Source organism: Flavobacteriales bacterium (assembly GCA_016124845.1).
Lineage (GTDB): Bacteria > Bacteroidota > Bacteroidia > UBA10329 > UBA10329 > UBA10329.
Genome location: WGMW01000007.1, coordinates 18682 through 33648, shown reverse-complemented (window position 1 = coordinate 33648; position 14967 = coordinate 18682). Strand labels below are relative to the sequence as shown.

Sequence of the window (14967 nt, the reverse complement as noted above, 5' to 3'; positions counted from 1 at the left end):
ATGTTCAATTTCCATAAAGATCATAGAGCACTCGTACGGACGGCCATTCTCGGATTTGTGTTATTGAGTACAGGGATTGCCATTATTCCTGCTTCGCAGATGCAAGATGTACAACCATTGCCCGATCAAAAACCGCTAAGCGCAGCAGAACGCAGAGGCCTCGAAACATACATTTCTGAAGGCTGTGTGGCGTGTCATACTCAACAGGTTAGAGGCATTGAAATGGACAAGATGTGGGGAGACCGCCCTTCAATTCCTTCCGACTACTTCTACAACAAGCAGCGAATGGGCATTCTGCGACAGTCACCCTCGTTGCTCGGCAGCGAGCGTACGGGGCCTGACCTGACCAATATTGGGAAACGGCAACCCGGTATCGATTGGCATCTGATACATCTCTACAATCCACGGGCTGTGGTAGAGGCATCTATTATGCCTTCTTACCCGTGGTTATTCGAAGCGAAAGACGAGGCACTTATTACCGAGGACGATGTGATAGTTCCAGTTGGAAAGACGCATTTTAACCAAACAGGAAAAAAGATCACGGCCACGGAAAAAGCACTTGATCTGGTTGCCTATCTACAATCGCTGAAACAAGCCGAAATGCCAAGTGCTTCATCGTTCATTCCAATGAAAAAGAAGAAAGACGAGACTAAAAAGAGTGACAAAAGCGAAGAGCAACAGACAGATGACCTTCCTGACGGAGAAAACCTGTTCATGAATACCTGCGCAGCCTGTCATCAAGCAACAGGAAAAGGTCTGCCAGGTGCATTTCCCCCACTTGCAGGCAGTAGCATTATAAACGATGAAGATCCCGAAACGTTGATCCGAATTATTCTTCAGGGATATGACGCCCGCCCGGATTACGGCCAAATGCCAAGTTTCGCGGCTCAACTCAACGATAAAGAAATTACCGCGATAATGAACCACGAACGCAGCAGTTGGGGCAATCGTGCCCGAAAAGTAAGTGTTGAAGAAGTAACCAAAATCCGAGAACTGGTAATGAGCGAACAACCATGAAAAAACCGATTGTCTCACTGATTCTTTTCCTGTCATCGGCAACCGCATTTGCTTGCGAAGTGTGCAAGCGAAACCAACCGAGAGTGCTACAAGAATTCACGCATGGTGCCGGGCCTGATGGAACGGTTGACTATTTGATCATGGGAAGTGCCATTCTCATAGTGGCTGTAGCTTTAGGTTTAGCTATCAAATTCCTCGTAAAACCGAACGAAAACAACCCCGAACACATTAAAAATATTGTTACCAATGAAGGGTTCTGAACAATTGGAGGACAACAGAAACGTGCGTCTATTTCTGGATGATGCACCAACACCTTTCGGGGAGTTCAAACCACCCGTAAAGTTCACGCTCGACACCACCAAAATACCGGATGGCAAACACCAGCTCAAGATCGTTGCTAAAAGTAGCAGCGGTGTAGAAGGCATTCGGGTTATTCCGTTTGAGGTAAGAAACGGACCAGAGATTGTCGTTGTAGGACTTTCAGACAACGAAGTGATCGACACGCAAATACCCATAACTGTCAATGCCTACGGAAGTGAGACGAGTGATCAATTCATCATCAACGGTTCGGAAACACCAAAGGCCATTCCCGCTTGGGTTTGGGCATTGGTTATCTCTTTTACGGCTTTTGCAATATTCTACCTGACCACCTATTTGACACCGGACCTTTACAACTCTTTTTTCTAATGAAAAAAGACATTGCGCATATAGAAGACATCAAACTATTGGTGGACCTGTTTTACGACAGCGTTCGTAAGGATGAACTCATCGGACCGATTTTCGATGAAGTGATACAAGACCGTTGGCCCGAGCATCTGGAGAAAATGTACCGGTTTTGGCAAACGGTGCTACTTGAAGAACACACTTATCACGGAAGTCCGTTTCCGCCCCACGCTAAGTTGCCTGTTGAAAAACTGCATTTTGAGCGCTGGCTCAAATTGTTCTTTGCTACCGTTGACAAACACTTTGATGGCGAACGGGCTGAAGAAGCCAAATGGCGTGCAAGACAGATGGCTGAGATGTTCAACTATAAAATTGACTATTATAGGAACAGTTCGTCAACCCCATTAGCTTGAACCCATACACCTTCCGACATGAGTACATCCAAGCCTCTGAAACGCCAAAAGGAACTTCAGCCGTTCAGCCGAGAGCATCACCACGGACTGCTACTCTGCTGGAAGATTGGCAAAGGATTGAGGAATAGTATTGATGATGGGCGCATCAAGAAATACGTGGATCACTTCTATGAGCACAGTCTGGTGCAGCATTTCGAAGATGAGGAGAAGTTCGTGTTTCCTATTCTCGGCCCAGAAAACAAACTCGTACAGCAGGCCTTGGCCGAGCATCGTAGACTGCTGCGATTGTTTACTGACACATCAAATGTTAGAAAAGCCCTAAGCAAGATCGAAGAAGAGCTGGATGCACATATCCGATTTGAAGAGCGAGTGCTTTTCCCTGAGATTCAAAAAGTTGCTTCGGAAGCACAATTACAGACCATTGATCAGCATCATCAGGAAATTCCAGCTTGCGAGGATTGGGACGATGAATTCTGGAAATAGGACACTCCTGATCAAATGATATATATCATATTTATTATTCGGATAAAATCATCCGATTAATAAAATCGCTACCTACTTTTGGACTGTAAACTCAAAGTAAACGCTATGACCGTTACAGACGAAAAGACCATTGGTGAAATGGTGGCTGAGAATTATCGCACCGCACCAATCTTCAAGAAATATGGCATCGACTTCTGTTGCCGTGGCGGCCGAACGGTGGAAGATGCTTGCCTTGCAAAAGGAATTGATCCCGAACCGCTGATAAACGAACTGGCTCAGGTTGCTGAAAGGCAAACCAAGACGGATGTTGATTACGCCACTTGGAAATTGGATCGATTGGCCAATCACATTGAAGACCGACATCATACCTATGTGGAACAAGCCACGGAAGAATTGAAACCATTCCTTGATAAAGTGGCGAAGGTGCACGGCAATGAGCATCCCTACCTTTTGGTGGTTCGTGAATTATTCTACGAAAGCGCTGGAAACCTTGCACAACACATGAAGAAAGAAGAGCTGATCCTGTTCCCGTTCATCAAGAGAATGCAATTGGCACTTGATACGGGAGAGCCGTTGGCGAAACCATCGTTTGGCACAGTCAACAACCCTATTGCAATGATGAAAGCGGAGCATGAAGATGAGGGCCAACGCTTTGAGACCATGAGCGAATTGACCAACGGTTTCAATCCGCCAGAATATGCGTGCAACACGTGGCGCGTGACTTACCATCTGCTCAAGGAGTTTCAAGAAGATCTTCATCTTCACATCCATCTGGAGAACAATATTCTGTTCCCAAAAGCCTTGGAATTGGAAGCTGGGCAAACAACAATTTGATGGTTTGGTTGTGAGAAGAAGGATGAAAGCGGCCCACTTGTTGGGTCGCTTTTGTTCCTTCAACTATTAAGTTATGATAAAGGCATCCGTATTCCGTTTAGACCAATGGGTAAAGGTGGCACTATTCAACTTTATTGTTGCAGCAGCCATGGGATTGCTTTTGCGTGCATCGGCCATTGTGGATTTTCCTTGGCTGAACTTCCGATCTATGACACACGCCCACTCGCACACCGCCATGATGGGTTGGCTCTACACCGCCATCTTCGGGTTGTTGCTGCATTTGTTTCTCTCTGAACAAGAGCGGAACAGAAAACGATACAAACGGCTTTTCATCGTGTTGCAGACAGGGGTTATAGGTATGATGGCAAGCTTTCCTTTTCAGGGATATGGATCCGTTTCCATTTCATTCGCAACGCTGCACCTGTTTTCCAGCTACTGGTTTCTGACGCTGGTTTGGAAAAACGCCAGAACCGCCAGCATTCAAGCCACCATGTTACTGCGCACAGCCATTGTTTTCATGATGACCTCTACGCTTGGGGTATATGCGTTAGGACCAGTTGCGGTTAAGATCGGGCGGTTTACAGATGCCTATCATTTATGCATTCAGTTCTTCCTACACTTTCAATTTCAGGGATGGCTATTGTTTTCCATTGCGGCCATTTTTTGGCAATGGTTGAAAAAGAGAGACATCGAAATGAGCAACAATCAGTTCAGGTGGTTCTTCGGCATGCTACTACTCTCTACCATTGGCATGTTCGGATTACCATTGGCAGAATATGCTGCTTTTGATCTCGGGATCTCTACCAATTTTTTGGGCGCAGGATTGCAATTGAGCGCTACCTTTCTGTTGTTGGGTTTTCTTCAAAAGATCCACCCAAAACTGGAAAACATCGAAGGCTGGAAAAAGGCTTGCACTCAGGTAGTGATCGGTTCTCTGGTCGTAAAATCAATTGGACAGCTACTGCTGAGCTGTCCCGAAATTGCACTTGTGCCTTATGAAGTACGGCCGTTCATTGTAGGTTTCATCCATCTGTTAATGCTTGGCATCATTACAGGTTTTATTGCGTTTATTCTTCTCGATCTGGATGTTTTGAAAGCTACACGTTCAGCAACCAGATTCGGCCTACTAACTCTCGGAATTGGCCTTCTCGGAACCGAACTTCTGCTGTTCTTTCAAGGTGCTTCCATTTGGAAAGGAGTTGCCGCTTGGCCGTTTTACAATGAATGTATTCTTGCGTTCAGCATTTTTCTGTTGCTCGGAACGGTTTCACTATTCCTTTCAACGCTCCGTATACGAACATCTATACCATGAAACTCCGTTTGCTGTCGCTGCCGTTCGTTCTGTTCGGGTTGATCATTGGAATGATCGGTGGTTGGATACGGCTGGGTTGGCAGATCAATATTCCTGAAACGGGCTACGTACATGGATTGCTGATGACGGGTAGTTTCTTGGGCACGCTCATCACATTGGAACGCACGGTTTCAATGCCATCAACGGTTTGGCGGGTCTTTCCCGCCACGTCAGCGCTATCGGCCATTGCATTCTTACTTGGACAAAAGCAAGTTGGTATTGGCCTGTTGATGTTTGGGAATATTGGTCTGCTCGGAGTGTATTTCATTCAACTGAAAAAGCATCGCGATGCGTATTGGTATCTGCTTTTGGCAGGTGGCGTCTGTTGGCTCATTGGTAATCTGATGGTGGTCAGAACGGGGCTCATTGCCGCAGGCTCAACGTGGTGGGTCGGCTTCATCCTTCTGACCATTGTAGGTGAACGGATGGAACTGACCCGATACCTCAACATCTCCAAATGGGCCAAGTCCTTGCTTTGGGTTTTTATGGCAATGCTTGTTACTGGAATTGCGATGCCATTTCATTCTGGAGTTGGTCGATCGCTGATGGGAACGGCAAGTGTGCTTACCGCGCTATGGCTGATGAAATACGATATGGCACGCATTGGCATCAAAAAATCAGGGTTTCACCGCTACGTGGCAACAGGTTTGTTGGTCGGTTACTGTTGGCTGCTGCTCCACGGTCTTACAGTTCCGCTGCTGCCTGCAAACCCATTGTTCTACGACCTCTATTTGCATACCTTCTTTCTCGGTTTTGCCTTTTCCATGATCTGGGCGCATGCACCTATCATTTTCCCCGCCATTCTCAAAACCACGCAGCGGCCATTTCATCCGATCCTTTGGGCTATTTGGGTCGTATTCCAACTTACGTTGATCGGGCGTCTCATCTCTTCCCTGACGGGCGACATGGATCCCCGAAAATGGTTCGGTGGCATCAATGGAGCGGTCATTCTGCTCATGTTCCTTTCCATGGGCATCATCATGGTTTTTCGGATGAGGAAACAGCCTTCTTAAAGAAGCCTCAAACATTACCCTATTCATGGTATTTCAATTATGATTTACGTCATGATAATCATTATTCACAACTGATCATCAACAAGTTACACTTGTTAACATTTGATTTTTTAGTTCTAAACATTAGTACCTGTTGGATGTGGTTTTTTGGATGATACTTTCATCCAAGACAATTAAAAAAGAGGAATCCATGGCCGCAAAAGACACATCTAAAACAGCAAGAAAAGAAGACAACACAACCCCAACATTTCTGTATAAAGAAGTCCTGAAAAAGTGCTTGGATTACTTTGATGGCGACCAACTGGCGGCCACCACATGGATCAACAAATACGCCATGCGTGATGCTGATGGAAAATTGGTCGAAACATCACCTGACGATATGCACAAACGCATGGCCAAGCAGTTTGCGCGCATCGAAGCCAATTATGCGCCTCCTACCGAACTTGGCACCAAAACCGCATTGCTCTCGGAGTACGGTCAGCAGCGCCACCCGATGACCGAAGATGAGATCTACAACCTTTTCCGCGATTTCAACTACGTGATTCCGCAGGGCAGCGTAATGGCCGCATTGGGAAATCCGTACATGTTGGCCTCGCTGAGCAATTGTGTGGTCATTCCTGAGGTGTACGACAGTTATGGCGGCATCATGTACACCGACCAGCAACTGGTGCAGCTTTTCAAAAGGCGCTGTGGCGTGGGGGTGGACATGTCAACCATCCGTCCGGCAGGACTTCGTGTAAACAATGCGGCAGGAAGCACTTCGGGAGCAGTTTCGTTCATGGAGCGTTTTTCCAATACCACGCGTGAAGTTTCGCAGAACGGAAGACGCGGTGCGCTGATGCTCACCATGGACATTGCCCATCCGGATGTGGAGGATTTTGTCACCATTAAACAGGATCTGACCAAGGTTACGGGCGCCAATATTTCGGTGCGCATTTCGGATGAGTTCATGAAAGCCGTGCGCGACAATAAATCGTTTACGCACCGCTGGCCGATCGATGCCAAAAAACCGAAGATCACTAAAAAAGTGAACGCCCGAGAATTGTGGAACACCATTATTCAATGCGCCCACAACACGGCAGAACCAGGGCTGATCTTCTGGGACAGGCAGCATTACTATTCCACGTCATCGGTCTATCCGGGATTTAAGAATGTGAGCACCAACCCGTGTTCGGAAATTGCCATGCAGGGCGGTGACAGTTGCCGCTTGATCGCGCTCAATCTCTACTCGTTTGTCAATGATCCGTTCATGGAAAATGCCTCTTTCAATCACAAAAAATTCTGGAAGACCACGTACGAGTCCCAACGACTGATGGACAACCTCGTGGACCTGGAACTGGAGGCCATTGAGCGCATTCTGAAAAAAGTGAAAAGCGACCCCGAACCCGACAACATCAAACAGGTGGAAATTGAAACGTGGGAACTGCTTTACAATGCAGGAAGATCGGGCCGTAGAACAGGACTCGGTTTCACGGCATTGGCCGATGCGGTAGCTGCGCTGGGGCTGAAATTCGATACGGATGAGGCCATGGCCGAAATGGAAAAGATGATGCGCACCAAGTGCGATGCGGAGTTCAACTGCTCCATCGATATGGCCATTGAACGCGGAAAATTCGAGGCGTTCGACCCGAAAATTGAGAACACTTCGGAATTCGTGCAGATGCTGAAAACCGATTTCCCGAACATCTATGAACGGATGATGCAGCACGGCAGGCGCAATATTTCCATCAGCACCGTGGCTCCGACAGGAACACTGAGCATGTTGGCGCAGACCTCGTCTGGCATCGAACCTGTTTTTCTTACCAGTTACAAACGCAGACGTAAAGTGATGGAAAGCACACCCGATGTGAAGGTTTCCTTCGTGGATGAATTGGGCGACCGTTGGGAGGAGTTCACGGTTTATCATCCCAAACTCAAAAAGTGGATGGAAGTGACCGGTGAGACCGATGAGGCAAAAAGTCCTTACAAGGGTTCAACCGCACCTGAAATTGATTGGCTGCAACGTGTGCAATTGCAGGCCATGGTGCAGAAATATGTTACGCATTCCATCAGCTCTACAATCAATCTGCCAGAAGATGTGAGCCAGGAAAAGGTTGGCGAGATCTACCTGAAAGCATGGGAAAAAGGTGTGAAGGGCATCACGGTCTATCGCGATGGTTCGCGTTCTGGTGTGCTTGTTTCCAACGAAGAGAAACAGGAAGAAACTACAGATGCGATCATCGAAACACGCCCACCCCGCAGACCGAAAAAACTGGAGGCCGAAGTGGTCCGTTTCCAGAACGAAAAGGAAAAATGGATCGCGGTGATCGGACTGCTGAACGGCCGTCCGTACGAGATCTTCACAGGTCGGTCGGAAGACGCTTTTCATCTGCCCACTTGGGTCAACACGGGCTGGATCATCAAAGAACGGGATGGGAAAGGTGCTGCGCGCTACGATTTCCAGTACATGGACAAGGACGGTTACCGTGTGACGATCGAAGGATTATCGCGCAGTTTCAACGAAGAGTTCTGGAACTATGCCAAGCTCATTTCGGGCGTGCTGCGCCACGGCATGCCGCTGCCGTATGTGGTCAATCTGGTTTCGCGGCTCAACCTGTTCGATGAGAACATCAATACATGGAAAAACGGGGTGGAACGAACACTGAAGCGCTATATTCCGGATGGCACCAAAACAGACCACAAATGCCCGTCATGCAACGACCCAGAAGGGCTGATCTACGAAGAAGGCTGCCTCAAATGCAAGAGCTGCGGGCACAGTAAGTGTGGTTAAATAGGCTCAAAATGAGCTGTGAAATGACGGAGGAATTTCGGTTCCTCCGTTATCCGATAGCCACGTGTGGTTTCACGCTCCTTCATGATCTGGGCAAAGGTTTCGATCACATACTCAATGTGGCTTTGCGTGTAAACCCTGCGGGGAATGGCCAGACGCACCAACTCCATCGGTGCAGGGATCAACTTTCCAGATCCGTCATACTTTCCGAACATCACCGAACCGATCTCTACTGAACGGATGCCGCCCAATCGGTACAGTTCGCAAACAAGGCTCTGGCCAGGATATTCCTGCGGAGGAATGTGCGCGTACAATTGCTTGGCATCCACATAAACGGCATGGCCGCCCGTTGGCCAAATGATCGGCACGCCCATATCGCGCAAGCGCGAACCGAGGTATTCCGTGCTTTTGATCCGGTACTGTAAATAATGTGGGTCGAACACTTCTTCCAGCCCAATGGCCATGGCCTCCATATCGCGGCCAGAAAGGCCACCGTAGGTTGTAAATCCTTCGGTAATGATGAGCAGACTCTTGCAGGCATCGGCCAACTGTTTGTCCTTAAGCGCCAGAAAACCGCCCATGTTGACCAACGCATCTTTTTTGGCGCTCATCACGGCCCCATCAGCCAAGGCGAACATTTCTTTGGCGATCTGCCGATAGGTCTGATCCCCATAACCTGCTTCGCGATGCTGAATGAAATAACTGTTCTCTGCAATTCGGCAACAATCGAGCAGGAACATGACCCCGTTCTGCTTGCAAACATCGGCCACCTGTTGGGCATTCTCCATGCTTACCGGCTGTCCGCCACTGCTGTTGTTGGTCACGGTAAGTATGACCGCACCGATGTTCTCTGCCCCTTTTTCATTGATCAGGCTGCTCAACCGCTCCACATCCATATTCCCTTTAAAGGGATGATAACTTGCCATGTTGCTCGATTCGGGCACGGGAATATCAATGGCTTCGGCACCGGAAAACTCGATGTTTGCGCGCGTGGTATCGAAGTGCGTGTTGCTGATGAAGGTTTTTCCCTTTCCGCCCAAATGACTGTAAATGATCCGTTCGGCCGCTCGTCCCTGGTGGGTCGGAAGAATGAATTCAAACCCTGTCAGATCATTGATAACCCGTTCCAAGTGCAACCACGAATGCGAACCGGCATAGGCCTCATCTCCTTCCATAATGCCTGCCCACTGCGAGGAACTCATGGCCGATGTGCCACTGTCGGTCAACAGGTCGATAATGACCTGATCGGACATCAGCAGAAAAGCATTGTAATGGGCTTCCTGCAAATTGGCCACGCGTTCCTTTTCTGTTGAAAGCTGTATCGGTTCCACACTTTTTATGCGGAAAGGCTCTATGATCGTCTTGTGTTGCATATCAGTTCAATGAAAAACGAAGTTGCAACAAGCTGAATGGTAGAAAAAGGACTTGAATCAGTTAAAAAGAAAGCCATTCGAAATAGACAGATTTTGAGTTGCGAATCAAAGCGTAGTCAAACTGAACCAGATGCGGCTAATTTTCGGCATCAGAAAATGAAGACTTCTGGCTGATCAGCAACCCTTTGTTGGGCATTAATGAAAACTACGCTCATGGTTATGTGCTTAAATTGGATACATGTCACATTAAATGTGCGTCAGTTGACTACGTTCAATTACGGAATTATAAAGTAAACGGTACAAAAGCGTTGAGTTCCTTCCTTCGTCAGGAAAACAAGAACAAAGTTTGGCTGCTTTTCCGAACGCAGTGAGGAATCTCAGATCGAACCCATCAACTTTATAATTCCGTTCAATTATGGCGTTGTGAGAAAACTAAGGTGCCAAATTGTTTTACCTATGTTTACCCTTAAAAGAAAAGTCCTTGATTTTCAATTGAAAATCAAGGACTTAACGACTTTAGGTGTGACCCTGTAGGGATTCGAACCCCAAACCTCCTCATCCGTAGTGAGGTGCTCTATCCAGTTGAGCTACAGAGCCATCCCGTTTTTTGGGGCTGCAAATATAAGCAGATCATTCTTCAAACGAACGCACAAAATTTCTTCTTTGAATCGCAGTAGAAAGAACGTAGGTCAAATTCGGCTTGCCCTTCTCCCCTTTCTTGGTACGCTTGTCGTCCTTGGTGTCACGTATCTGAGCATTGAAATCATCATGTGATGATACCGCGCCCAACATGCCACGTTTGTAGTTGAAGAAGAACCAACTGTCGTCACTTGGCTCGAAGTAGAACGAAAGTTCATCGCCATTGCGCTTCTTGGTCAGTTCGATCATCCCGTACACCATCTTGTTCACTTGGAACTTGCCAATGCTGGGAATACCGATGAATCCCTTGTAACGGTACGATCCGGTTGAAGGATTCCATACCAACTCAAGGTCTGAAAGGAATACTGTTTTCTCCAACTCCTTCGGCAGTTTCTTGAACGAGCCATAGAGGTTCAACTCCTGAATGAGCTTGGTGGATTCCTCCTTGCCGACCACTTCGATGAGTGCCTTCTCATACTCCGTTCCGTAGAAAACGGGATCCAACGGTGGGAAATGGTTGGAAAGCCGGTCGGCCATGATACGTAGGCATTCGTCATTGAAGAAGAAATCGATGCCGAGGAACAGGTTGAACTTGGTGGAATCGTTGTTCATGTTATGCTCCACACGGCCCAATGGCGTAAGCTCCACCTGCCCGAAATCCATTCCCATGTTCAGTTTTCCCTGTCCGCGGGCAATGCACTCGTTGCTCAAACTCACGTAGTTGCCACCAACAACAGCACCTTGCAGTTTCTCCTTGTTCGAGATGCGGTATTCTTGGCTCTCGTTATCGAAGTGCAAATAGCCTTCGGCAGCCACAATGTCGATGTCGTTCGGTTTCCGCTTTTTGGATAGGAAGGTCGGATAGACCGTGGTTGAATCTTTGCTGATGACCACGCCTGATGACATCGGGTTTCCGCTGGCATCCTTCGGGTCGGCAGGTATCGGAATGTAAATGTCATTCGGGTCGATGTCCGCATCAAAGGCCAGCCAATCGCGTGTAATTCCAGGACAATCGTGTTTGATGCGTGTGCTTCCTTCATAAGTCAGAAATTCCTTGCTTGCAAACAGTTTTGCCTTGCCTTTGTAATCGAAATTCGGGCTTAGTGTGAATGCTGCTTCTTCGGTGATCATACCTTCACCGAAGGTCTGCCCGGCAGAATCAACCCCGATCTTGGCAAACTCGATCAACTGCTTGCTGCCTGTCACGTCCTCATAATCATACTTACCGTTCGCATTATATTTCCACTTGCCCAATACGTTGGCGTTCACTTCGTAGAACGTGTGGAACTTGGTAATTCGGTTGGCCACGATCTTCGAATTCTCCAACGGATCCATGGCTGCCTGCTCGCGGATGGTGACGTTGCCACTATCAGGATAGATGATCGCGTCAGCAACATCAATGTGATCGACCTTCTTGGCTGAGATGATGAACTTGTCGAGGTCGAATTTGGTCAAAGGCGAACGCCATTCGAGCGAATCCTGCTTGGGATTGGTGGAAACGTAGCGCGAACCTTCTCCTTCAGAAACCACATCGATGCTCTTCTTGTCAATGTTCCATTTGAACTCATCAATGTAGCAGATGTACTGGTTTACAGGGAAATCAACGAAGTCGCCACCGGTGTTCGATTTGAACTTACCCACGCGTTCATCCAGATCAATATCCATTTGAACGTTGCTGGTTTTGAACGCATACGAAGTGGCCGATGCACCCTTCAATTTGAAAGCGCCCGTATCGGCATGGAACTTCCGATAATCGAAGTTGAACTGTTTGGAATTCATGTAACTGTCTGCGAAATCAAGATCCCCGAAACCGTCCAATCCCTTCGGTGAAAGATCCAAGCCTCCGTGGTGCGTTACCTCTCCTTCGTACATATCGAATGGATTTTCCACTTTGTAGGCGTAGAAGTGATCCAATTTCGGCATCCAATGCACCTTCACATCCACACCTTTAACAGGCGGGTAAGGCGTTGGACTTTTCTGCTTCGCGATGGTGAAATCCTGCGCCATTCCATTGACCGAATCCGGATAGAACAGGAAGTCATCTGACCTGGAAACGGAGGTCAGATATTCCAGATCGCCATCTCCACGCAAACCTTCGTGGCTCAGTTTGATGGTGGCCTTGTAGTTTCCTTTTCCGCCATACATGTCGTACCCTTCTGCGGGAGTTTCACGGACGAAACCAAGCGAAAAATCGGGCTGTAGCTTCAGAGTTTCCTCGAAATCGGGGAAAATGCCCGCAGAGACAAATGTTCCACCAAACTCCAATCCTTCTTTGGTGAAATTCTCCAAACTGTCGATGCTGAAAGGTTTCAGGTGCATGTAAAACTCTTCCTTATTGTACACGCCATCCTGAATGGAACGTTTATCGTAATACACGAACGAATCGTCCAAACTGTTGAACACTGGATAGCGAGGGTGATCCTTTAGTCCCGATTTATTGTCGGGCCTGTCCACCAGCAGTTCTCCCGTCAGATCACGCAGTACGGTTTTTACGGGTCGCAGTTTCTGGCGTCCACGGTCATCTTCCGGTCCATCCGGAACCTTGAGACGCAGCGAGTCGATCTTGTTCAGATTGATCTTGAAATCATCGAAACTGAAGTAGAAATCCTTACCGAAGAAATCCAATCGACCTCCGATGACCTTGCCATCAAACAGAAAATCGCGGTTCTTCTTCAATGTCAACTCCTGCTCGTAAGGGAAAACGATGACCTGTTGCGAATCGGACAGAAAAACGCGACCTACCCCATTCATATCCATGTCCCAGTTCAAGAGATTCAGCTTGGCGTTCGGCAATCCCTCAATAGTCGATTCGAACTGGAGAATATCGTAATCCGTTTTCTTGGATCGCGACAGCACATAATGGCTCAATCGCGGTTTCAGCACAATTCGGTCCTTGTCGTAATCGTAGGTCATAAAACCTGCATTGGCCAAGTTGATGAGAAACACCTTGGTTTCGCTGATGTCGGCCTTGAACAATCGCGCGATCTGCTCGACCGTTAATTCCTGCAAGCCAATTTCGCGGGCGTAATTGTGGATCTTCCACAGCGGATGAGTATCGGAGGTGCCTGCAATTCGATCGTAGCGGTATTCATCATAATACGTGTCCGACTCGAACATGGCGCTACTTGCCGCCCCGCCCGTGGTGTTTTCCAATTCCATCCAATCGGTACTCATATCCCAGGTGATCTGGTCCACGTGCATGTCCACCTTATGGAAGCTGTCATAAAAAGGGCTGAGTCCCGAACCTTCTCGGCCTTTGGCAAAGGTCACTTGATGCTTCTCCACGTTGTAGTCCAAGCGAAGACCCGGATGATAGATCGAATCGCCCTCGTAATAGAACACCACCTCTACTTTATCGGCAACCACTTTATCAGGTTTGATAACGAACGACTTGGCACGCGCCTCAATAAAATCTTCGTTCTTTTTGGTGATATGATTCATCTTTTTGAAAATGAGCGTGGCATCCTGCTCCGAATTTCCCGAACCGATGAATTTGATTCCGTGCTGCGAAAAACCGCCCGAGTAGTCAATGTCCTTGTACATGTTTTCGATGCGGATGCTCTTATCGTACGAATCGAAGCGCGGGTATGAAGCATCATCAGGATCCACATCTGCCAGAATTTTCTCGGTAAGAATTCCCAAGTGCGGACGTTCCAGATAATCGGGATGATGGAACGTGACCGAATCGATGGAATACTGCGATTTGGTGGTGTTTATCTCATAGTTCCCGATCTCTGCGTAGGTCTTATTCGGGTCGAAACCAGCGCGGCTCCAATCGATCTTCCCACCTTTTCCAACCCATCTGGTGAGCGTTGGATAGTACACGCCTTCGGTTCCATAGATCACCGAACTGTCACGTTTTGAATATGCTTTCAGATCCAGTTTCCCGAACACGATCTTCGGCAACGAATCGAACTCGATCTTGTAAGGATCGTAGCGCGCCACCCACTTTACCGCTGGCGACTCAAAAAGGATGTATTCCGTGAACAGACCTTTACACACCTCCAAATACTCGGTAAACTGCTTTCGCGATAGCTGCGTGATCGTCTTTTCCAACCCATCGTGAAAGGCTTCGAAGTCTGAAGCCGGTTTCATACTATGCGCGAAGCTCATCAACGCGTAGAGGTAGTTCTCAAAATCCACCGCTTTCTTGCGCTTTTCCAGCATCAGGTCCGACATCTTGTAGATGCGTTCCTTTTGCTGCGGGCTGTAATGACCGCTGTTCCAAACGGGCAGAAACGTTTCCTCGATCAGTTTCTTGGCCGCTTTCGGGTCGCCCTGCGCAAAGAAATCCTGCAACTCCTGAATGTACTTTTCGTTGTCGTGCGTAAAGGATTTGAGCTGCTGCGCCTGTGTTGCTGTGATTGAAACGAGCACAAAAACGCTCAGCAGAAAGAGAATTTTCTTCATG

At 47.9% G+C, this 14967-nt stretch carries 11 protein-coding genes and 1 tRNA gene; 9 read left to right on the top strand and 3 right to left on the bottom strand.

Going from position 1 to position 14967, the window contains the following annotated elements; genetic code table 11:
* The 9 genes from GC178_02915 (at window position 1) to GC178_02875 (ending at window position 8544) form a co-directional block, all read left to right on the top strand.
* Window positions 1-1017: a c-type cytochrome gene (locus GC178_02915; protein MBI1286507.1), complete on the top strand. Its 1017-nt coding sequence runs from the start codon at window positions 1-3 to the stop codon at window positions 1015-1017.
* Window positions 1014-1277 carry a hypothetical protein gene (locus GC178_02910; protein MBI1286506.1) on the top strand — a complete coding sequence of 88 codons (264 nt, stop codon included), beginning with the start codon at window positions 1014-1016 and terminating at the stop codon, window positions 1275-1277. The genes GC178_02915 and GC178_02910 overlap by 4 nt, the downstream gene beginning before the upstream one ends.
* A gap of 4 nt (window positions 1278-1281) precedes the next feature.
* Window positions 1282-1704: a cytochrome C gene (locus GC178_02905; protein MBI1286505.1), complete on the top strand. Its 423-nt coding sequence runs from the start codon at window positions 1282-1284 to the stop codon at window positions 1702-1704.
* Window positions 1704-2093 carry a globin gene (locus tag GC178_02900; protein ID MBI1286504.1) on the top strand — a complete coding sequence of 130 codons (390 nt, stop codon included), beginning with the start codon at window positions 1704-1706 and terminating at the stop codon, window positions 2091-2093. The genes GC178_02905 and GC178_02900 overlap by 1 nt, the downstream gene beginning before the upstream one ends.
* An 18-nt stretch (window positions 2094-2111) precedes the next feature.
* Entirely contained in the window at window positions 2112-2576 is a 465-nt protein-coding gene (locus GC178_02895; protein ID MBI1286503.1) for a hemerythrin domain-containing protein, read from the top strand.
* A gap of 105 nt (window positions 2577-2681) precedes the next feature.
* Complete coding sequence (gene ric, locus GC178_02890) at window positions 2682-3410, top strand: iron-sulfur cluster repair di-iron protein (protein ID MBI1286502.1); 729 nt, start codon at window positions 2682-2684, stop codon at window positions 3408-3410.
* Window positions 3411-3483: 73 nt separating this feature from the next.
* The gene (locus GC178_02885; GenBank protein MBI1286501.1) at window positions 3484-4722 is read left to right on the top strand and encodes a hypothetical protein; all 1239 of its coding nucleotides are present in this window, start codon (window positions 3484-3486) and stop codon (window positions 4720-4722) included.
* Complete coding sequence (locus GC178_02880; GenBank protein ID MBI1286500.1) at window positions 4719-5774, top strand: hypothetical protein; 1056 nt, start codon at window positions 4719-4721, stop codon at window positions 5772-5774. Before GC178_02885 ends, GC178_02880 begins: the two co-directional genes overlap by 4 nt.
* 190 nt (window positions 5775-5964) lie before the next feature.
* A complete protein-coding gene (locus tag GC178_02875; GenBank protein MBI1286499.1) occupies window positions 5965-8544 on the top strand; it encodes an adenosylcobalamin-dependent ribonucleoside-diphosphate reductase in 2580 nt (859 codons plus the stop codon).
* Here the strand turns inward: GC178_02875 and GC178_02870 are convergent.
* From GC178_02870 to GC178_02860, 3 genes are all read right to left on the bottom strand, one after another.
* Entirely contained in the window at window positions 8541-9917 is a 1377-nt protein-coding gene (locus GC178_02870) for a tryptophanase (protein ID MBI1286498.1), read from the bottom strand. The genes GC178_02875 and GC178_02870 overlap by 4 nt on opposite strands.
* 523 nt (window positions 9918-10440) lie before the next feature.
* A tRNA-Arg gene (locus GC178_02865) sits at window positions 10441-10514 on the bottom strand.
* Window positions 10515-10547: 33 nt separating this feature from the next.
* Entirely contained in the window at window positions 10548-14966 is a 4419-nt protein-coding gene (locus GC178_02860; protein ID MBI1286497.1) for a hypothetical protein, read from the bottom strand.
* Window position 14967: the final 1 nt, after the last annotated feature.